The organism is Saliniferula longa, from assembly GCF_050789285.1.
Lineage (GTDB): Bacteria > Pseudomonadota > Alphaproteobacteria > Rhodobacterales > Rhodobacteraceae > CAVPWP01.
In genome coordinates this window covers 1,038,668-1,056,107 of record NZ_JBOUVX010000001.1, presented here as the reverse complement: position 1 = coordinate 1,056,107, position 17,440 = coordinate 1,038,668, and the positions used below count along the sequence as shown (strand labels likewise).

19 protein-coding genes are annotated in these 17,440 nt (G+C 67.4%); 5 read left to right on the top strand and 14 right to left on the bottom strand.

Features of this window, described 5'->3' with window-relative positions; translation table 11 throughout:
* Window position 1: 1 nt before the first annotated feature.
* The 13 genes from ACRDNQ_RS04945 to ACRDNQ_RS04885 form a co-directional block, all read right to left on the bottom strand.
* Window positions 2–1,186 carry a UxaA family hydrolase gene (locus ACRDNQ_RS04945; protein ID WP_431827520.1) on the bottom strand — a complete coding sequence of 395 codons (1,185 nt, stop codon included), beginning with the start codon at window positions 1,184–1,186 and terminating at the stop codon, window positions 2–4.
* A complete protein-coding gene (locus tag ACRDNQ_RS04940) occupies window positions 1,183–1,491 on the bottom strand; it encodes a UxaA family hydrolase (RefSeq protein WP_431827519.1) in 309 nt (102 codons plus the stop codon). The genes ACRDNQ_RS04945 and ACRDNQ_RS04940 overlap by 4 nt, the downstream gene beginning before the upstream one ends.
* Window positions 1,492–2,604, bottom strand: coding sequence for an enolase C-terminal domain-like protein (locus tag ACRDNQ_RS04935; RefSeq protein ID WP_431827518.1), 1,113 nt, complete (start codon window positions 2,602–2,604; stop codon window positions 1,492–1,494).
* A gap of 4 nt (window positions 2,605–2,608) precedes the next feature.
* Window positions 2,609–3,262: an RraA family protein gene (locus ACRDNQ_RS04930; protein WP_431827517.1), complete on the bottom strand. Its 654-nt coding sequence runs from the start codon at window positions 3,260–3,262 to the stop codon at window positions 2,609–2,611.
* On the bottom strand, window positions 3,255–3,584 hold the full coding sequence (locus tag ACRDNQ_RS04925; RefSeq protein WP_431827516.1) for an L-rhamnose mutarotase: 330 nt from the start codon (window positions 3,582–3,584) through the stop codon (window positions 3,255–3,257). Before ACRDNQ_RS04925 ends, ACRDNQ_RS04930 begins: the two co-directional genes overlap by 8 nt.
* On the bottom strand, window positions 3,547–4,707 hold the full coding sequence (locus ACRDNQ_RS04920; protein WP_431827515.1) for a mandelate racemase/muconate lactonizing enzyme family protein: 1,161 nt from the start codon (window positions 4,705–4,707) through the stop codon (window positions 3,547–3,549). Before ACRDNQ_RS04920 ends, ACRDNQ_RS04925 begins: the two co-directional genes overlap by 38 nt.
* The gene (locus ACRDNQ_RS04915; RefSeq protein ID WP_431827514.1) at window positions 4,707–5,801 is read right to left on the bottom strand and encodes an ABC transporter ATP-binding protein; all 1,095 of its coding nucleotides are present in this window, start codon (window positions 5,799–5,801) and stop codon (window positions 4,707–4,709) included. The genes ACRDNQ_RS04920 and ACRDNQ_RS04915 overlap by 1 nt, the downstream gene beginning before the upstream one ends.
* Window positions 5,802–5,803: 2 nt before the next feature.
* Window positions 5,804–6,649 carry a carbohydrate ABC transporter permease gene (locus ACRDNQ_RS04910; protein WP_431827513.1) on the bottom strand — a complete coding sequence of 282 codons (846 nt, stop codon included), beginning with the start codon at window positions 6,647–6,649 and terminating at the stop codon, window positions 5,804–5,806.
* Window positions 6,650–6,657: 8 nt separating this feature from the next.
* Window positions 6,658–7,569: a carbohydrate ABC transporter permease gene (locus ACRDNQ_RS04905; RefSeq protein WP_431827512.1), complete on the bottom strand. Its 912-nt coding sequence runs from the start codon at window positions 7,567–7,569 to the stop codon at window positions 6,658–6,660.
* A gap of 73 nt (window positions 7,570–7,642) precedes the next feature.
* Window positions 7,643–8,965, bottom strand: coding sequence for an extracellular solute-binding protein (locus tag ACRDNQ_RS04900; protein ID WP_431827511.1), 1,323 nt, complete (start codon window positions 8,963–8,965; stop codon window positions 7,643–7,645).
* A gap of 26 nt (window positions 8,966–8,991) precedes the next feature.
* Window positions 8,992–10,212 (bottom strand): CaiB/BaiF CoA transferase family protein, encoded by a 1,221-nt coding sequence (locus ACRDNQ_RS04895; protein ID WP_431827510.1) that lies wholly within the window; start codon window positions 10,210–10,212, stop codon window positions 8,992–8,994.
* The gene (locus ACRDNQ_RS04890) at window positions 10,209–11,336 is read right to left on the bottom strand and encodes an extracellular solute-binding protein (RefSeq protein WP_431827509.1); all 1,128 of its coding nucleotides are present in this window, start codon (window positions 11,334–11,336) and stop codon (window positions 10,209–10,211) included. The genes ACRDNQ_RS04895 and ACRDNQ_RS04890 overlap by 4 nt, the downstream gene beginning before the upstream one ends.
* Window positions 11,329–11,895 (bottom strand): MaoC family dehydratase, encoded by a 567-nt coding sequence (locus tag ACRDNQ_RS04885; RefSeq protein WP_431827508.1) that lies wholly within the window; start codon window positions 11,893–11,895, stop codon window positions 11,329–11,331. The genes ACRDNQ_RS04890 and ACRDNQ_RS04885 overlap by 8 nt, the downstream gene beginning before the upstream one ends.
* Before the next feature lie 133 nt (window positions 11,896–12,028).
* Here ACRDNQ_RS04885 and ACRDNQ_RS04880 point away from each other — a divergent pair, with 133 nt between their 5' ends.
* Together ACRDNQ_RS04880 and ACRDNQ_RS04875 are read left to right on the top strand one after the other, a co-directional pair.
* A complete protein-coding gene (locus ACRDNQ_RS04880) occupies window positions 12,029–12,481 on the top strand; it encodes a MaoC family dehydratase (RefSeq protein ID WP_431827507.1) in 453 nt (150 codons plus the stop codon).
* Complete coding sequence (locus tag ACRDNQ_RS04875; protein ID WP_431827506.1) at window positions 12,478–13,551, top strand: Gfo/Idh/MocA family protein; 1,074 nt, start codon at window positions 12,478–12,480, stop codon at window positions 13,549–13,551. Before ACRDNQ_RS04880 ends, ACRDNQ_RS04875 begins: the two co-directional genes overlap by 4 nt.
* Here the strand turns inward: ACRDNQ_RS04875 and ACRDNQ_RS04870 are convergent.
* Window positions 13,538–14,398 (bottom strand): IclR family transcriptional regulator, encoded by an 861-nt coding sequence (locus ACRDNQ_RS04870; protein ID WP_431827505.1) that lies wholly within the window; start codon window positions 14,396–14,398, stop codon window positions 13,538–13,540. The two genes, ACRDNQ_RS04875 and ACRDNQ_RS04870, sit on opposite strands and share 14 nt — an antisense overlap.
* Window positions 14,399–14,543: 145 nt before the next feature.
* Between ACRDNQ_RS04870 and ACRDNQ_RS04865 the strand changes: the two genes are divergently transcribed.
* From ACRDNQ_RS04865 to ACRDNQ_RS04855, 3 genes are all read left to right on the top strand, one after another.
* The gene (locus tag ACRDNQ_RS04865; RefSeq protein ID WP_431827847.1) at window positions 14,544–15,248 is read left to right on the top strand and encodes a Crp/Fnr family transcriptional regulator; all 705 of its coding nucleotides are present in this window, start codon (window positions 14,544–14,546) and stop codon (window positions 15,246–15,248) included.
* 328 nt (window positions 15,249–15,576) lie between these two features.
* Window positions 15,577–16,656, top strand: coding sequence for a hypothetical protein (locus ACRDNQ_RS04860; RefSeq protein WP_431827504.1), 1,080 nt, complete (start codon window positions 15,577–15,579; stop codon window positions 16,654–16,656).
* Entirely contained in the window at window positions 16,653–17,435 is a 783-nt protein-coding gene (locus tag ACRDNQ_RS04855) for a FecR family protein (RefSeq protein WP_431827503.1), read from the top strand. Before ACRDNQ_RS04860 ends, ACRDNQ_RS04855 begins: the two co-directional genes overlap by 4 nt.
* The last annotated feature ends 5 nt before the right edge of the window (window positions 17,436–17,440 follow it).

Below are 17,440 nucleotides of genomic sequence, written 5' to 3'. Positions count from 1 at the left end.
CTCAGACCGGCAGACAGGCCGGCCCGATCGGTTCGAAGCTCTTGTAGGTCAGGATGAACTCGGTGTGGCCGAGATCCTCGGATTTCGTGCGCGCGCCGGCGGCGACGCCTGCGACAAGGTCCACGATCTCGCGTCCGACCTCGTCCACGGTCGCGCCCTCGCTGATGATGCGGCCGGCGTTCACGTCCATGTCCTCGCGCAGGCGGTCGTACATGTGCGGGTTCGCGGCGATCTTGATGACCGGCGCCAGCGCCGAGCCCACGACCGATCCGCGCCCGGTGACGAACAGCGTCAGATGCGCGCCCGAGGCCATCATCTCGACGATCTCGGCATTGTCCGAGATGTTCGGAAAGCCGAAGCGCACCTCGCCGTCGGGCACCACGTCCATGAGGTAAAGCCCGCCCTTGGGCGGGATGTCGCCGGGCTTGATCAGTCCCGAGATCCGCGACTGGCCGGACTTGGCATAGGCGCCCAGCGACTTTTCCTCGATCGTGGTCAGCCCGCCCTCGGCGTTGCCCGCCGCGAAGCTGCCGTAGCCCAGCGTGGCGTAATAGGCCGCGGCCTTGTCGACCGAGGCGCGGATCGCCTGCCCAAGCTCGGGCGTCACGGCGCGCCCGGCCATGATGCCCTCGCAGCCGATCAGTTCGCCCGTCTCCTCGAAGATGCAGGTCGCGCCGGCCTCGACCAGAAGATCGAAGGCGCGGCCGACGGCGGGGTTGCCGGTGATCCCGCTGGTGCCGTCCGAGCCGCCGCAGACGGTGCCGACCACCAGGTCGGAGATCTCCATCGGCACCGTCGGCGCCTCAGCGATCTGCGCCGCGATCCGCGCCACCGCCGCGCGCCCCGCCTGAATCGTGGCGCGCGTGCCGCCGTCGCGCTGGATCACCAGCGTCTCGACCGGGCGGCCCGTGGCCGCGATGACCTGCGACAGGGCGTGCCGGTCGAAGCTTTCGCAGCCAAGCGAGACAAGGACGACGCCGCCGACGTTCGGATGGGTGCAGAGCCGCTCCATCATCTTCTGGGCGTAAGGGTTTGGAAAGCAACCCGGAAACCCGATCAGGTGCGCAACGTCGCCCTGCGGCGCCACGATCTGTCGCGCGACGTGGTGGGCGCATTCCACAAGATAGGCCACGGCGACAAGGTTGCGGATGCCCTTGCGCCCGTCGCTGCGCAGATAGCCCTTCATCGCGGCACCTCCTCGGACGTCGCTTCCAGCGCGTAGGTCGGCGTATAGTCGCTTTTGACGTTGTGCAGATGGACATGGGCGCCGGCCGGGATCGCCTGCGTGGCCGATCCGATGGGCGCGCCGTACTTCACGATCTTCTCGCCCGCCGCGATGGCGCGCCGGGCGATCTTGTGGCCAAGGCCAAGGCGCACCGGCACCGTGGCCTGCCCGGCCTCCAGCGCGACCGTCTCGCCCGCGTCGATGGCACCGCGCAGGACGAAGACGTTGTCGTCGGGGGACAGCAGCAGAAGGCGCGTATCGGTCATTCAGACCCTCGCAATCGTTGCATCGTCGATCATGTCCCAGTCAAGCGCGGCGCCCAGCCCCGGCGTATCCGGCAGGTGCGCCACGCCGTTCTCGACGGGCAGCGGCCGGTCAAGCCCGAAAGCGAAGGTCTGGATCGGCCAGAGAACTTCGAAATAGGTGTTGTTCCGGACCGCGCCCGCGAGGTGAAGGGATACCATCTCGAGCGGGTGGAAGATCGTGGTGTGCAGTTCGCAATTCATGTGGAACGCCTCGGCAAGCCGCGCGGTCTTGAGCGTGCCGGTCACCCCCCCGCTCCAGCTTGGATCGGCGCGCACGGCGTCGACCACGCGGGTGGCGATGCATTCGGCCACCGAATAGGGATGCTTGGCCAGCACCTCGGTCCCCACCACGGGAATGTCGAGGCGGCGCGTCAGTTCGCGCAGCGCGCCGAACGCCTCGTCCGGCAGCGGTTCTTCCAGCCAGAGGAAGTTCAGCCGCTCAAGCTCGCGCCCCAGCCGCAGCGCCTCGTCGAAGGCATAGGGCTGCACCGGGTCGGACATCAGCGGGAAGTCGTCGCCCACGGCGGCGCGGACCGCGCGGTGGATCTCGATATCCTCGGCCAGCGACTTGCCCGGGGGATGGATCTTGTAGGCCTTCAGACCCGCCGCGCGCACCGCCAGCGCCTCGGCGGCATAGGCGTCGGCATCGGCCAGCACCAGCGACGAGGCATAGGTGGGCACGCTGTTCCGCGCACCGCCGATGAACCGCCAGAGCGGCTGGCCCGCCGCCTCGGCCGCCAGAAGCCAGAGACAGCAGTCGACCGGACCGAAGGCATGGATCGGCAGGTGGTGCCACCAGCGGTCGGCGGTGCGCCAGTCATGCCAGATCGCCTCGCGGTCGCGGGCGTCGCGGCCCAGAAGGAACGGACGGAGCGAGGCCGCGGCGGTGTGCGCCGCCCCCACCGCCGACCGGCCCGCGAAGCCGAACATCGACGCCTCGCGGCCGTCCTCGGTCCGCAGGGTGAAGACCAGGAACTCGAGGCCCTGCCGCGCCTGACCGTCGCGCATCGCCGCGCCGGCGATGGCCGCGCCATCGTGGCGGCAGGCGCGGATATCGAGGGCCGCGATCTTCATGGCCCTAGAATTTCCCCCATTTCAGATAGGCCTCCTGCGGGTCCATCCCGTCCAGGATGGCGCGGCGGACCTTGCTTTCGGTGTTCATCGCGGTGACGGCGGCGGGGATCACCTCGTCCAGCGCCGCGCCCGGGATGCGCACCATGCCGTCGCGGTCGCCGTGCAGCCAGTCGCCCGGCGCGATCGCAACCTCGCCGATCATGATCTCGACATCCGTCGCGGTGGGCAGCCACAGGCCCACCACGTCGCGCGGCGTGTGGAAGGTGCCCCAGCAGGGAAAGCCCAGCCGCAGGATGAAGTTCGTGTCGCGCAGGCCCCCGTCGACGACGCAGCCCAGAACGCCCTTGCGGTGCAGCGTCTCGGCCGACAACTCGCCCATCTGCGCGACAAGCTGGGTGTGCGGCTGGGCGGTCCAGACATGGCCCGCGGGCGCCTTCGACAGAAGCCCGGTCCAGGCCAGCAGCGTCTCGTGGGGATCGGCGGTCTCGTCGATGCGGCCCTCGACGGTCCAGGCCGGCCCGGTCAGCACCGTCTCGGGCTGCAGCGGCCGCAGGCGCGGCGGCAGCGTGAAGTTGCGCAGCCCGCGCGCGCGCATCACGTCGTGCAGGACCGAGGTATAGCAGCCCCGCAGCGCGTTCAGGCGGTCGGCGTCAGTCATGGTGGAAGACCTCGTCCATCATCGCCCACCACTCGCCCTGCTTGCGGGTGTCGAGCGGCTGCTGGCAGGGCATGCAGACGTCCCACCAGTCCTGCGTTCTGGGATCGGCGGCCATCTTGGCGGCGTCGGCGGCGAAGTCGGTGCCGGTGTATTCCCAGTAGCCGAAAAGCAGGTTCTCGGGTTCCTTCAGGTAGATCGAGTAGTTGGTGATGTTGCAGGCCGAGATCATGGTCAGGATCTCGGGCCAGACCGCGGCGTGCAGGCGCTTGTACTCTGCGACCTTCTCAGGCTTCAGCCCGATGACCATGCCCATGCGCTGCATGTGCCCCTCCCGTTGTGGTGAACCTGTGATGCGTGCCCGGCACGATGCGCCCGCGGATCACGTCCCAGTCCCAGTCGATGCCAAGGCCGGGGCTGTCGGGCGGATGCGCGCGCCCCTCGCGGATATCGAGGCGCGAGGTGGTGATCGCGTCAAGCTGGGGGATGTATTCGAGCATCGGCGCGTTCGGCACCGCGCAGACAAGACTGACGTGCAGTTCCATCAGGAAATGCGGACAGACGGGGACGCTGAACGCCTCGGCCAGGTGCGCCGCCTTGAGCCAGGGCGTGATGCCCCCAATGCGCGCGACGTCGGCCTGCACGATGCTGGCCGCGCCCTGTTCGAGGTAATCCTTGAACTGCGACAGCGAATACAGGCTTTCGCCCACCGCGATCGGCACGCGCGAGTGCCGCGCAAGGCGGGCGTGCGCGCCGACGTCGTCGGCGGGCATCGGTTCCTCGAACCAGTGGATGCCGGCCTCGGCCAGCATGTCGGCGCGGCGCAGGGCCTCGGCCAGATCGAAGGCCTGGTTTGCGTCGACCATGAGGCGGAAATCCTCGCCCACGGCGTCGCGCACCGCGCGCAGGCGGGCGCGGTCCTCGGCGATGGAGGGTTTGCCGATCTTGAGCTTCGCGCCGGCGAAGCCCCGGCCCTTCATCGCCGCCGCGTCCTGGGCCAGGGCCTGGGCCGGCAGGTGCAGCCAGCCGCCTTCGGTGGTGTAAAGCGGGACCGACGCCTTCGCGCCCCCCGCCATGCGCCAAAGCGGCAAGCCGGCCCGGCGGCAGCGCAGGTCCCACAGCGCGGTGTCGACGGCCGCCAGCGCCAGCGAGGTGATCGCCCCCACCGCCGTGGCGTGGGTGGCGAACAGCAGATCGCGCCAGATGCCCTCGACCGCCTCGGCCTCGCGCCCCAGAAGTCGGGGGACCAGCGTGCGTTCGAGCAGGCTGATGACCGCCGGCCCGCCGGTCCCGATGGTATAGGCATAGCCGGTGCCGACGGCCCCGTCGGCGTCGGTGATCCGCACGATGGGCGTTTCCTGGCTGACGAAGGACTGGATGGCGTCGACCCGCTCGACGGCGGGTGGCAGGTCAACCATCAGGATCTCGACGTGGTCGATCCGCGCCATCAGAGCGCCCTCACCGATTTCTGCGTGGTCGCGTCGAAGACGTGCGCCTTGTCGAGCGACAGGCGGAAGGTCAGCCGCTCGCCCGGGACGACGTCGCGCGGGTCGAACATCTTGCCCTGCACCTCCTGCCCGGCGAAGCGGGTGTAGATCAGCGTCTCGGTTCCCAGAAGCTCGGCCAGTTCGACGGTCAGCTCGATGTCGGCGGTCTCGCGCGCCTCGTGGATGCCGTGGCCCACCGGCGTCAGATCGTCGGGGCGGATGCCGAAGACGACGTCCTGCCCCTCGGCCACCAGATCGGCCAGGCGCGTGGGCACCGGCACGGTCGTGCCATCCGAGAACCGCACCTGCCCCGCCGCCACGGTCGCGGGGATCAGGTTCATCGGCGGCGAACCGATGAAGCTGGCCACGAAGGTGTTGACCGGATGGTTGAAGACCTCCATCGGGCGGCCGACCTGTTCGATGTGGCCGTCCTTCATCACCACGATGCGATCGGCCAGCGTCATCGCCTCGACCTGGTCATGAGTGACGTAGACCACGGTGGTGCGGACCTTGGCGTGCAGCTTCTTGATCTCGGTGCGCATCTGCACCCGCAGCTTGGCGTCAAGGTTCGACAGCGGCTCGTCGAAGAGAAAGGCGTCGGGGTGGCGCACGATCGCGCGGCCCATGGCGACGCGCTGGCGCTGGCCGCCCGACAGCTCGGCCGGGATCCGTTCGAGAAGCTCGGACAGGCCCAGGATCTCGGCCGCCTCGTTCACGCGTTCCTCAATAACCGCAGGACTTTGGCCGGCGATCTTCAGGCCGAAACCCAAGTTGTCGCGCACGTTCATGTGCGGATAAAGCGCGTAGTTCTGGAACACCATCGAGATGTTGCGCTTTCTGGGCGGCAGGTCGTTCACGACGCGGTCGCCGATCCGCACCTCGCCGTCCGAGATATCCTCGAGCCCCGCGATCATGCGCAGCGTCGTCGACTTGCCGCAGCCCGACGGCCCGACCAGCACGACGAATTCGTTATGCGCGATCTCAAGGTCGATGCCGTGCACGACCTCGAGCCGCCCGTAGCGCTTGACCACGTTGTCCAGCGTGATGCCTGCCATTGTCAGCCTTTCACTCCGCCGAAGGTCAGCCCGGCGATCAGGTGTTTCTGCACGAGGAACGTCAGGATCAGGGCCGGCACGATGATGATCACCGCCATCGCGCACATGCCCGCCCAGTCGATCGTGAACTGTGCGGTGAAGTCCATCAGCCCCACCGGCAGCGTCTTGCTGTCGGTCGAGCGGGTCAGCTGGCTGGCCAGCGCGAATTCGTTCCAGCTTGTCAGGAAGGCGAAGACGCCTGCCGCCGCGATGCCGGAGCGCGCCAGCGGAAACTCGATCTTCCAGAACGCCTGCCAGCGCGTGCAGCCGTCGACCTGCGCGGCCTCGCTGAGCGAGATCGGGATCTGCCGGAAGAAGCCGTCGATCAGCCAGATCGTGAACGGCACGTTGAGCGAGACATAGACGATGATCAGCCCGATCTGCGTGTCGATGATGCCCAGCCGCGACCAGATCATGAAGACCGGCAGCGACAGCGCGATGCCCGGCACCGTGCGGAAGAGCATCAGCGACAGGAACCACGCGTTCTTGTAGCGGAAGCGGAAGCGCGCGAAGGCGTATCCGCCCGCCATGCCGATGGTCAGCGCGATCAGGGTGGATGTCGTGGCGATCACCAGCGAGTTCCAGAAATACCACAGGACCGGGATCGCCACCTGCTCCTGCCCGAAGCCGAAGATCTTGGCGAAGTTGTCGAGCGTCAGTTCCTGCGGAATCCAGACCGGGGGTTTCGCCAGGATCTCGCGGTTGGGGCGGAAGGCCGACAGCACTACCCACAGGCCAGGCACGCACATGATCACCATCAAGACGAATGTCGTGATCCAAAGGCCTGTCGCGCGGAGCTTTTTCTTCATCGCCCGGCTCATTCCGCGCCCCCCATGTAGCGGCGCGCAGCGACAAGCTTGCGGAAGAAGTAATAGGTGAAGGCGATCGACAGCAGGGTCGAGACATAGGCCATGGCGTTCGCCTGCCCCATGCGCGCGTTCTCGTAGCCCACGCGCGCGATCAGCGTCCACAGCAGCTCGGTCCGCCCCGCCGGGCCGCCGTCGGTCATCACCGCCACAATGTCATAGGCGCGCGCCACGTCGAGCGACCGGATGGTCATCGCGATGAAGGCGAAGGGCATGATGAACGGCAGCGTGATGTGCCGGAAGACCTGCCACGGGTTGCAGCCGTCGACCTTGGCGGCCTCGAGCGGATCGCGCGGCATCGCGAAAAGGCCCGCCAGCAGCAGGATCGCGAAGACCGAGGTGCTCATCCAGACCTCGGCGAAGATGATCGAGAACATCGCCAGCCGGCCGTCGACCAGCCAGGGGATCGCCTGGTCAGTGAAACCAAGGCTTTGCAGGGCGTTGTTGAGAATTCCGATGTTGTCGTTGAAGATGAACTTGAACTGGAACCCCACCAGGATGGGCGAGAACATCATCGGAAACATCATGATGGTGCGCAGCGTGCGCTGGCCCCAGGTGATCTTGTTGATCAGCAGCGCGATGCCGAGGCCCAGAAGGAACTCGACGTTGAGCGCGATCGTCAGGAACAGGATGGTGCGGCCGAAGACCTCCCAGAAATCCCAATCCGTGAACAGGCGCGCATAGTTGCGAAAGCCAATGAAGGTGTTCAGCGTCTCGGGCCGGGTCAGGCGATAGGGCGTGAGGGAGGTATAGAACGAGAAGACAAGCGGAAGCGCCACGACCAGGATCATGGTGAGGATCGCGGGCGCCAACAACAGAAGCGGTGTCATCGCCGCCTGCCGGGTTCGGAAATAGCGGATCACGGGCCTTCAACCTGTCTTGTTCGGGGGCCGGCGCGGCAGCGGGAGAACGACCGCCGCGCCGGCGTCCGCGGGCCTAGCGGTAGCCCGCGTCTTCCATGATGATCAGCGCCTCGGCGGCGGCCTCGTCGAGCGCCTCCTGCGCGGTCATGTCACCCACGATCGCGGCCTGAAGGCGCGGCCAGAGCACGTTCGAGACCTCGATCCACTCGGGGATCAGCGGCGGGGTGAAGGCATCCTCGGCCATCGACGCCTGGAAGGTGTCGAAGACCTCCACGAGGAAGTCCTGCCCGCTGGACTGGAACTCGGCCTTGGCGTCTTCCCAGACCTGCGTGCGCGTCGGCAGAAGGCCCTTGCGCGCCTCGACCATCTGACGGTCGTAGTCGGTCAGGAACGACACGAAGGACGCTGCCGCCTCCTTGTTGTCGCAGGTCTCGGTGATCGAGAAGGTGTGCGATCCCGACCAGCCCGTGCGCAGGCCCGAACTGCCCTTGGGCGCGCGGATCAGCCCGACGTCGCCCGCGACCTTCGAGTTCGCGGGATCGTTGAAGAAGGCCGACCAGCCGCCCCAGTCAAGGTTCATGGCGACCGTGCCGCTGGCGAAGCCAAGACCGGTGTCGTCCCACAGGTAGTTCGGCACGCCCTTGGGCACCGCGTTCGCGTTGTAGAGATCGACGAACCAGTTGAGCGCGCGCACGCCCGCCTCGGAGTTGAAGGCGGGTTCCCAGTCCTCGGTGAAAAGCTGGCCGCCCTCGGCGACGAGCATTTCGTAGAAGCGGCCGGTGATCGCCTCGTCCTTGCCGACGTACTGGGTGCCGTAGAAATCGGGCGGGTTGGCGAAGAACTTGGCCTGGTCGGCGACCTGCGCCCAGGTCTCGGGCGGGGCCAGGTCATAGCCGTACTCGGCCTTGAAAGCCGCCTGTTTTTCAGTGTCTTCGTAAAGCGACTTGATGTAGAACAGGTTCGAGACGTCCGAATGCCGGGGCAACTGCACCAGCCGTCCGTCGACGGTGGAGTGCTCCAGCACAAGCGGCACGAACCCGGCCAGCGTCTCGGCGTCGATCAGCTCGTTCAGGTCGGCATAGATGTTGCCGTATTGCGGCGCGAAGCTGGTGTGGTTCGAGCCCACGCACCAGTCAAGCGTGCCGGCCGCGATGTCCTGCTTGATCTCACGATCAAGCTCGAAGTGGTTCTTCCGGCTCAGGATTTCGACCTTGGCGCCGGTCATCTCCTCCCATTTCGCGATCTCGGCGTAAAGCGGTTCGTACTGCGCGCCGCCGATCAGCTTCACCCGCAGGGTGTAGCCGTCGAAATTGCCATAGTCCTGCGCCGCGAGCGGCCCCGCAAGAAGCGGGACAAGCGCCGTGGCGACAAGGGCCTTCGCTGTCAGTCTGGACATGTGGTCCTCCCTGGTTGACTGCCGGTTCATGCCCGCTGCCGGGCCTTCTGGTTGGCACCGCTTCCCGCCGGCGGAAAATCGGGAAGCAGGTCTTTCAGGATCGCGTCGCGGTCCGCGCCAAGGGCGGGCGCCGCGCGCGCGCTTTTCAGGGTCTGGCCGTCGACGCGGATCGGGCCGCGCAGGGCGGCAAGCTCGACCGCGCCGTTGCGGCGGATCACCTGGGTCAGATCGAGGCTTCGGAACGCTTCGGAGGCCAGCATCTGCGGCCAGTCGAGCACTTCCGAACACCAGATGTCGGCCGGTTGCAGCACCGCCAGCCAGTCGGCGGTGGTCCGGGTCGCGACCGCGTCGGCGATCACGCGCTTGATCTCGTCGCGATGCCGCATGAGCGCGCCCGCGTCGCCGAAGAACCGCTCGAGCCCCGCGATCCCCATCAGCCCCGCCAGCCGGTCGAGCGAAGGGGTCATCGCCAGCGCGAGGTATCCGTCGGCCGTGCGATAGACGCCGTAGGGCGCGCCCAGATAGGCGTGCGCGCCGTTGACGGCGCTGCGCCGGGGCATCCGCCGGCCATCGTTCAGATGCGTGGTCAGCACCTCGAACTGGAAGTCGATCATGGCCTCGAAAAGGCTGGTCTGCACGTGCGCACCGCGCCCGTGAAGCCCGCGTCCGACAAGCGCCGCAAGGATGCCCTGCGCCAGCGCGTTTCCGGCCAGCATGTCGGCCACCGCAAGCCCCATGGGCATCGGCGGATCGTCCTGCGACCCGGTCAGCCACAAAAGCCCCGACCGCGCCTGCGCCAGCAGGTCCTGCCCGGGCAGCGCGGCCCAGGGCCCGTCCTCGCCATAGCCCGAGATCGAGCCATAGACGATGCGCGGATTGATCGCGCGCACGTCGTCATAGCCGAAGCCCTGGCGTTCGATCACGCCGGGGCGGAAGTTCTGGATCATCACGTCGGCCCGCGCGATCAGGCCGCGCAGCATGGCGCGGTCGGCCTCGTCGCGCAGATCGGCGGACAGGCTTTCCTTGTTGCGGTTGATCGCGTGGAACAGCGAGTTGTCGCCGTCGATGTCGGTGTCCGACAGGTAGAGGTTGCGGCACAGGTCGCCGGTGCCGGGGCGTTCGACCTTGATCACCCGCGCGCCAAGATCGGCCAGTTTCAGCGAGGCCAGCGGCCCCGACAGGAACTGGCTGAAATCAAGCACCACGAGGCCCGCAAGGGGACGGTCGGCGTCCGGCATTACGTTCATGACCGGCTCTCCTCGTAGGCCGCCTGCAGCGCATCGAGCGTCGCCGCGCGCGTGGCCTCGCCCCGCAGGAAAGCATGGACGATGTCGCCGCCCCGGTCCTGGAAGCCCATGTAGCCGTCATACCGCGGCCGCAGCCACGCGGTGTCGAGCGTGCGCCGCGTGGCGCGGAAGAAATCCCGCGTCAGGGCGTTGCAGCGGTCGTCCTCCCAGGCGGCGGCGTTGCCGGGCTGACCGCCCGCGTCGACGTAAAGCCCCTTCTGGCAGTCGGCCCCGGCGATCCAGAAGGCATAGTCGGCGGCAAGGTCGCGGTGGGGCGACGCGGCGCTGACAGCGATGCCGGTGCCGCCGATCACGGTGCCCGAGGGGTCGTCGGCATGGACGCCGGGGGCGTCGGTGAACTGCAGCGGAAAGCGGCAGTACCCCTCGCGGCTGTAGTTCGTGTAGCCATAGCCGAAAGGCGAATAGGCCGGCGCCTCGGCGGTGCGGCCCATCCATTCGTAGATCCCGATCGGGTCAAGCGTGAGGCAGCGCGCGTCCATCAGCGGCAGGATGTCGGCCAGACAGCCCAGCACCTCGTCGCCTGCCGCCGCGTCGAGGAACTGCGCGCCGGCGGCCACCTCGGCACCGATGTTGCGCGCGAGCCCCATGACAGTCATCAACGCGTTGATCGGGATCAGGGCGAAGGCCACCCTGCCCTGCCGCGCGAGTGCAATCACGCCAGCCCAGTCGCGCGGGGCCTCGGCCAGTAGGTCGGGCCGGTGCGCGGCGACCGGCGTGGCCGCGTCGATCGCCAGCGCCCACTGCCGGCCGTCGAAGTCGTAGGACGGGTGCGAAACACCCACCGACTGCGCCGCAAGCGTCGCCAGATCGTCGTCGCGCCCGATCCCGCCGAAGGCCATCAGCAGCCCCGAGCGCGCCACCTCGCCCACATGTGGGTGGTCGATGACCATCAGGTCATAGCGGTCGGCCATCTCCTCAATCGGGCGGTCCGCGAAGGCCTGAAGCGACCGCTTTTCCCAGCGGATCGTGACGCCGGGATGCGCGTCGGCCCAGGCCCGCGACGTGGCGACCATCGGGTCGAAGCCGCGGGAATGATCCCAGGTCATGCCAAGAAGCTCAGCCACGGCGCGTCTTCGCCTTGATCGCGGCGTCGGCGTCGTCCTTGAACTTCGCCGGGTCGCGGTAGAGCGCGGTCATCAGGTGTTCGCAGTAAAGCACCTGCTCGCCCTCGCCCTTGAAGACCGAATAGCTGACGCGAACCTTGCCCATGCGGTGGTCCTTGACCTCTTTCGACAGGTTCTCGCGGATTGTGTAGATCGTGTCGCCGATGAACACCGGCGCGATGAAGCGCAGCCGGTCGTAGCCGTAGGAGAACGAGTTCAGGCAATTGGTCGCCGCAAGGCCCAGCCCGTAGGAAAAGACCATGGCCCCGGCGACAAGACGGCGGCCGAAGACGCCTTCCTCGGCGGCGAAGCGTTCGTCGCTGACATAGGGGTGATGGTCCATGACCAGAGAATTGAAGAGCATCGATTCGCCTTCCGAGATCGTCCGGCGGATCGAGCGGATTTTGTCGCCGACCTCGAAATCCTCGAAATACCAGTTCTCGGCGTTCCAGACCGGGATCTCGGCATGCCCTTCGGGCAGGCCGGGAAGCCCCCGCGCGTGCACTCCGATCTCGGCCATCGCTTCCCCCCTGTCGTCCCGCTTCCTGCGGGTTGGCTATATCGTCACGGATTGCTTTTCATCTGTCAAATGTTTTTGTATATGTAAAAGCAGCAGTGGCGCCAAACCGCGCAGGGCCGGTCAGGGAGGGGCGATGGAACGCGAACAGTTCTTCGAGGATTACGTGCTGGGCGAAGCGCGCCAGACATTCGGCCGCACGATCACCGAGGCCGACATCGTCTTTCACGCCGGCCATTCGGGGGATTTCTTCCCCCATCACATGGACGCCGAGTGGTGCCGGACCCAGCCCTTCGGGGCGCGCATCGCCCATGGCACCATGACCTTCGCCATCGGCATCGGCCTGACCGCCACCCAGATCAATCCGCGCGCCTTCACCTATGGCTACGAACGGCTGCGTTTTCCCACGCCGGTCCATGCCGGCGACACGATCCGCACCACGGTGACGATCGGCGCGCTTGACGACGACCCCAAGCGGCCCGGCTACGGCCGCGTGACCGAAATCTGCGAGACGAAGAACCAGAACGGCAAGACGGTGATGTATTGCGAGCATATCCTGCTTGCCGAACGGAGGGAGGCCGCGCAATGACCGATCTGACGAAGGATCTCGCCCAGGACTGGCCGGCCCCGGCCACCCCCAAGCCCATCGTCATCGTGGGCGCGGGCGGCATCATCCGCGACGCGCACATGCCGGCCTACGCGAAGGCCGGGCTGACCGTGACCGGCGTCACCGACGTGGATGGCGCGCGGGCCAGCGCGCTGGCGTCGGACTATGGTCTGCCGAACCTTTACCCCGACCTTGCCGCCGCCGTGGCCGATCAGGGGAAGGGCGCGGTCTATGATATCGCGGTCCCGCCGCACGCGCTGACCGACATCCTGCCGCATCTGCCCGACGGGGCCGCGGTGCTGATGCAGAAACCGATGGGGGCAGATCAGGCGCAGGCCCGCCAGATCCGCGCGATCTGCCGCGACAAGGGGCTGAAGGCGGCGGTCAACTTCCAGCTGCGCTTTTCGCCGATGATGCTGGCGGTGCAGGACGCGGTGCGGCGCGGGATGCTGGGCGAGCTGCTCGAGATCGAGGTGCACCTGAACATCTTCACGCCCTGGACGCTGTTTCCCTTCCTCATCCCGATGCAGCGGGTCGAGATCGCGGTGCATTCGATCCACTACCTCGACGCGATACGCGCGGTGGCGGGCAACCCGCGGGGCGTCTTCGCGCGCAGCCTGCACGACCCGCGCGCCGGCGACTTCAAGCAAACCCGCACCTCGGTGATCCTAGACTACGGGCCGAAACTGCGCGGCCTGATGTCGATCAACCACAACCACCAATGCGGGCGAAAGTTCCAGTCGGCCTGGTTCCGGTTCGAGGGGACCGCGGGCGCAATGATGGTCAAGCTGGGCGTCTGCTACGACTATCCCAACGGCGAGGCGGACGAGCTGTGGTTCTGCCCGAACGGCGGCGAGTGGCACCAGATCCCGCTTTCGGGAAGCTGGTTCATCGAGGCCTTCATGGGCCCGATGCGCAACGTCCAGCGATTCGACGCGGGCGAGGACGACCACCTGCACTCGGGGGTCGAGGACGCGTATCAGACCATGGCGCTGGTCGAGGCCTGCTTCCGCGCGATGGAGCGCCCGTCCGAGCCCCTCACGCTCGACTGAGGCCGCCGCTGGGGCTGCCATTGGGGCCGCCGTGGGGGCCGTCGTAGGCGGGCACCGTCGGACCGCCCAGCGAGACACTGAGCGCGTTCGCCGTGTCGATCACCTGGCGCGCGCAGGTCTGGAAGCTGACCGGGTCGTCGAAGCGTTCCAGATGCGGCACGGTCAGCGCGGCGATGGCATGGCCGGTATGGTCGCAGACCGGTGCGGCGATGTTGACGATGCCACGCGCGGTGAAGCTGTCGGTGATCTCGTGCCCGCGCGCGCGGATCTGTCCCAGTTCGGCGCGCACCTGCGCCTCGGACTTGTCGGGCGGCAGCGGAACGGTGGCGAAGAACTCGGACAGCGTCTCGTCGTCGGCGAAGGCAAGGATGACCCGGCCCGAGGACGCCCGCCAGAGATCGATACGTGCGCCAAGGCGGATCGACATGACGTGGTGCCCGGGCGGGTCCACCTGCCCCACGATCAGCACCGCGTCGTCGCTGATGATCGCCAAGTGCGCCGACTGGTTGATCGCCGCGGTGAGTCGCCGCATGAGCGGCCCCGCCAGCGCCGTCAGGCGCCGGATGAGCGGGGTGCGATGGGCCACCTCGAACAGCTTCGTCGTCAGGCCGTAGCGGTCGGTATCGGGGTCCTGAACGACATAGCCGCGCTCGGTCAGGACGACCAGCATGCGGAAGATCTCGCCCACCGACCGGCCCATGGCCCGGGCGATCTCGCTTTGGCTGAGGCCGCGTTCCTCGCGGGCGAGAAGCTCGATGATGTCGAGACCCTTCTCGAGCGCGGGCGCCGAGTAGCGCGCGGGCTTCGGGGGCTTCGGGGGCTTCGGTGCGGGGTCGCTGTCCTTCATGGCGGAAGAATACCGGTGCGCGGGACCGATTGGCAAATGCCGGATGCGACGGTCGCATTTGTTTCCGTGGATCTATGCAGGACGCGCCGGGCGCGATATTCCTTTGGCTTCGTGGGGGGATCGACCGGATGAGCGGACAGTGACCATGTTCGAAACGGTTTCGGCCGACGCGCTGGGATACGTCGCCGCGGCGCTGGTCTTTCTGACCTTCCTGATGAAGACGATGGTCACGCTGCGGATCATTGCGATCGCCAGCAACATTGCCTTCATCCTTTACGCGGCATCGGCCGGACTTGCGCCCATCCTCGTGCTGCACGGGCTGCTCCTGCCGCTGAACCTTGCCCGGCTCTGGCAGCTTCACGCCTTCGTTCGCGCCGCCCGGGCGGCCGAAGAGCATACCGGGGGTGAGGAATCCTTCGACTGGCTGGTGCCCATCGGCCGGCGTCGACGGTTTTCCGCGGGCGAGACGATCTTTCGCAAGGGCGATCGGGGGCGCAGCATGTACATCCTGACCAAGGGACGAATTCGCCTGCCCGAGATCGGCGTGACGCTGGAAAAGGGCGCCCTGCTGGGCGAGATCAGCCTGTTTTCGGGCGACGGGATCCGCACCTTGAGCGCTGAGGCCGATGGGCCGGTCGAGGTCGCAGAACTGACCGACCGGCGCGTGCGCGAACTTTACTTCGACAATCCCCGCTTCGCCTACAGCCTGATCCGCATCATCACCGCCCGCCTTCTGAGGAACTCGCGCGTCCTCGAGGACGCGGCGCCGGAGATGCGGAACGGGCCTCTCGCGCCCCCTGACGCCGACACGATCGCGCCCCGCGCCGCGGGCAAGCACAGGGCTGGCTGAGCGTCGCGGGTCCGGGGCCTGCGGGCGGGGGCGACCCGAGCCAGCGCAACGGGCAATCGATTCTCCCAATTTCATCAACAATCGACCGGCAGATCGCCGATTGTCTTTGGACACGCCAAAGGGCGCGCGTCTGTCCGATCCGTCGGGCTGCCGACGCATAGGGGGCGGCCCGCGCAGGCGACGTTTTGACGGGTGAGTCCAGCCAATTCGCCGTCAGCGGGGTCGAAAGTGAAATCATTGTATTTGATCAATTTCGCGATTTGACTTACAAGTCAGGAGTTGCGCCATAGGGGGCTGTTCGGTGCGCTTGGTGATTGGTCTGGCGGTGATGTTTTGGAGCCTGGCGGTGGCCGCGGCGGCCAGCACCGTGGATTTCGCCGACTTCGCCGCAGGCAACCGGGGCACCGCCATCGGATTTCAGCATGGCCTTGTCGCGGCGACCGCCGGCGGATCGATCATCGTCTATGCCCCCAACGCCACCCTGCCCGGCGCCTGTGCAAGCGCGGGGGCGCGTGCCTGCCGCGCGGAGATGAGCATCATCTTCTTCGGCCCTGTCACGAACCTGCGTTTCTCGCTTGATCCGAAGATCCCCGCAAAGGCCGTCGCGCTGACCCTGTTCGACGGCACGCGCATCGTGGCGCAGGGAACCGTGGGCGGCGGAACCGTCGCGCTGCCGGTGTCGGGAACCTCGGGCCAGGTGACGCGCGCCCAGCTCGACTTCTCGGGCATCCCCGCGACGATGCCGCGCGCGGGCGGCAGCCTGAGGTCGATCACCTACGACACCAGCGCCCCGCCCCTGCCCGGCTTTGCGCCGATCGTGCCCGCCCCGGGCACGCCGCCCCCCGCGGTGCCCCCGATCCAGACCGAGTTCCTCGACTTCAGCAAGGCCCTGGGCATTCGCAACGGCGCGCGCACCATCCGCCTTCCGGGGGCGACGGTGTCGTTGACGGCGGGCGACGGCATCTTCGTCTATCGCGGCGACGAGTTCATGCCCGCGCCTGGCGGCTTCTGCGCGCTTGACGAAGGCTTCAACTGCCTTGGCAACGCCCTGGTCGTGTTCGACCAATTGATCAAGGACCTGTCCTTCGAGACCTACTTCTTCCGCAGGGGCGACCAGGCGCTGGTGCGTCTGTTCTCGGGCGATCTGCTGCTGACGGAACGCACGATCACCTCGGCCGGGCTGGTCAGCTTCTTCGGCTTCGCCGGAATCTCGCATATCCAGCTGATTGACCAGAGCAGCCTTGCCACCCGAGGCTTCGCCTACGGAAACTTCCGGTACTCGCTTTATGACCCATACCCGCCGGTTCCGCCGGTTCCGCTGCCGGCCCCGGCGCTTGGGCTGATCGCGGGGCTCGCGATGCTGGCCGGCATGGGTTTTCGACGCCCCCAAAGGAGACCACAGCGATGACTGGACTGAAACTCTGGCTTGCGGTCGCGGCCGTGGCATTTGCCGGCCTGCCCGCCCTGGCCGTTACGGGTGAGGCGGTCGCAGTCGTGCAGCGCGCGGTCCTCAACAGCGACGGCAATACCGTGACGCTAAGCGAAGGCGCCCCGGTCGCCCTTGGCGACACGATCGCCACGGGCGAAGGCGGCGAGGCGCAGATCATCTTCCCCGACCAGACGCGCATCGTCGTCGGGCCGAACTCGCAGCTTTCGATCACCCGGCTTCTGTTCCGCGACAACGGCACCGCGCGGCGGCTGTCGGTGAACGCGGTTCGGGGAACCTTCCGCTTCCTCAGCGGCGAAAGCCCGCCAAGCGCCTACAACATCCGCACCCCCACCGCGACGATGGGCGTGCGCGGGACCGAGTTCGACTTCGCGGTCGCCGGACGCGACGACACCGATCTTGTCGTCTACAACGGCGAAGTGCGCATGTGCGGACGCGGCCGCTGCGCCCGTGTTCCCGGCGGTTGCCAGGCCGTGCGCCTTGATCGCCGCGGCGTCTTCACCCAGCCGGCGACGGTCGGCGAACGGGACGCCAAGCTCGATGCGCGCTTTCCCTATGTCGACGACCAAGAGCGCCTGCGGCCGGTCTTCCGGGCCTCGACCGTGAACTGCCGCGACAGCCGCGGCTCGTCGGCTGCGCTGGAGCCAGTGCGCCAGATCGCCCTTCCCGCAGCGTCAAGCGTCAACACCCGCGACAGCGCCCCTGCGGACGAGCCGCAGACCGGAAACCCGGCGGACTGATCCGA

Bases quoted from the DNA above. Each gene is read 5' to 3' on its own strand.
- ACRDNQ_RS04945 (WP_431827520.1), bottom strand. From the start codon at position 1,186: ATGAAGGGCTATCTGCGCAGCGACGGGCGCAAGGGCATCCGCAACCTT.
- ACRDNQ_RS04940 (WP_431827519.1), bottom strand. From the start codon at position 1,491: ATGACCGATACGCGCCTTCTGCTGCTGTCCCCCGACGACAACGTCTTC.
- ACRDNQ_RS04935 (WP_431827518.1), bottom strand. From the start codon at position 2,604: ATGAAGATCGCGGCCCTCGATATCCGCGCCTGCCGCCACGATGGCGCG.
- ACRDNQ_RS04930 (WP_431827517.1), bottom strand. From the start codon at position 3,262: ATGACTGACGCCGACCGCCTGAACGCGCTGCGGGGCTGCTATACCTCG.
- ACRDNQ_RS04925 (WP_431827516.1), bottom strand. From the start codon at position 3,584: ATGCAGCGCATGGGCATGGTCATCGGGCTGAAGCCTGAGAAGGTCGCA.
- ACRDNQ_RS04920 (WP_431827515.1), bottom strand. From the start codon at position 4,707: ATGGCGCGGATCGACCACGTCGAGATCCTGATGGTTGACCTGCCACCC.
- ACRDNQ_RS04915 (WP_431827514.1), bottom strand. From the start codon at position 5,801: ATGGCAGGCATCACGCTGGACAACGTGGTCAAGCGCTACGGGCGGCTC.
- ACRDNQ_RS04910 (WP_431827513.1), bottom strand. From the start codon at position 6,649: ATGAAGAAAAAGCTCCGCGCGACAGGCCTTTGGATCACGACATTCGTC.
- ACRDNQ_RS04900 (WP_431827511.1), bottom strand. From the start codon at position 8,965: ATGTCCAGACTGACAGCGAAGGCCCTTGTCGCCACGGCGCTTGTCCCG.
- ACRDNQ_RS04895 (WP_431827510.1), bottom strand. From the start codon at position 10,212: ATGAACGTAATGCCGGACGCCGACCGTCCCCTTGCGGGCCTCGTGGTG.
- ACRDNQ_RS04885 (WP_431827508.1), bottom strand. From the start codon at position 11,895: ATGGCCGAGATCGGAGTGCACGCGCGGGGGCTTCCCGGCCTGCCCGAA.
- ACRDNQ_RS04880 (WP_431827507.1), top strand. From the start codon at position 12,029: ATGGAACGCGAACAGTTCTTCGAGGATTACGTGCTGGGCGAAGCGCGC.
- ACRDNQ_RS04875 (WP_431827506.1), top strand. From the start codon at position 12,478: ATGACCGATCTGACGAAGGATCTCGCCCAGGACTGGCCGGCCCCGGCC.
- ACRDNQ_RS04870 (WP_431827505.1), bottom strand. From the start codon at position 14,398: ATGAAGGACAGCGACCCCGCACCGAAGCCCCCGAAGCCCCCGAAGCCC.
- ACRDNQ_RS04865 (WP_431827847.1), top strand. From the start codon at position 14,544: ATGTTCGAAACGGTTTCGGCCGACGCGCTGGGATACGTCGCCGCGGCG.
- ACRDNQ_RS04860 (WP_431827504.1), top strand. From the start codon at position 15,577: ATGTTTTGGAGCCTGGCGGTGGCCGCGGCGGCCAGCACCGTGGATTTC.
- ACRDNQ_RS04855 (WP_431827503.1), top strand. From the start codon at position 16,653: ATGACTGGACTGAAACTCTGGCTTGCGGTCGCGGCCGTGGCATTTGCC.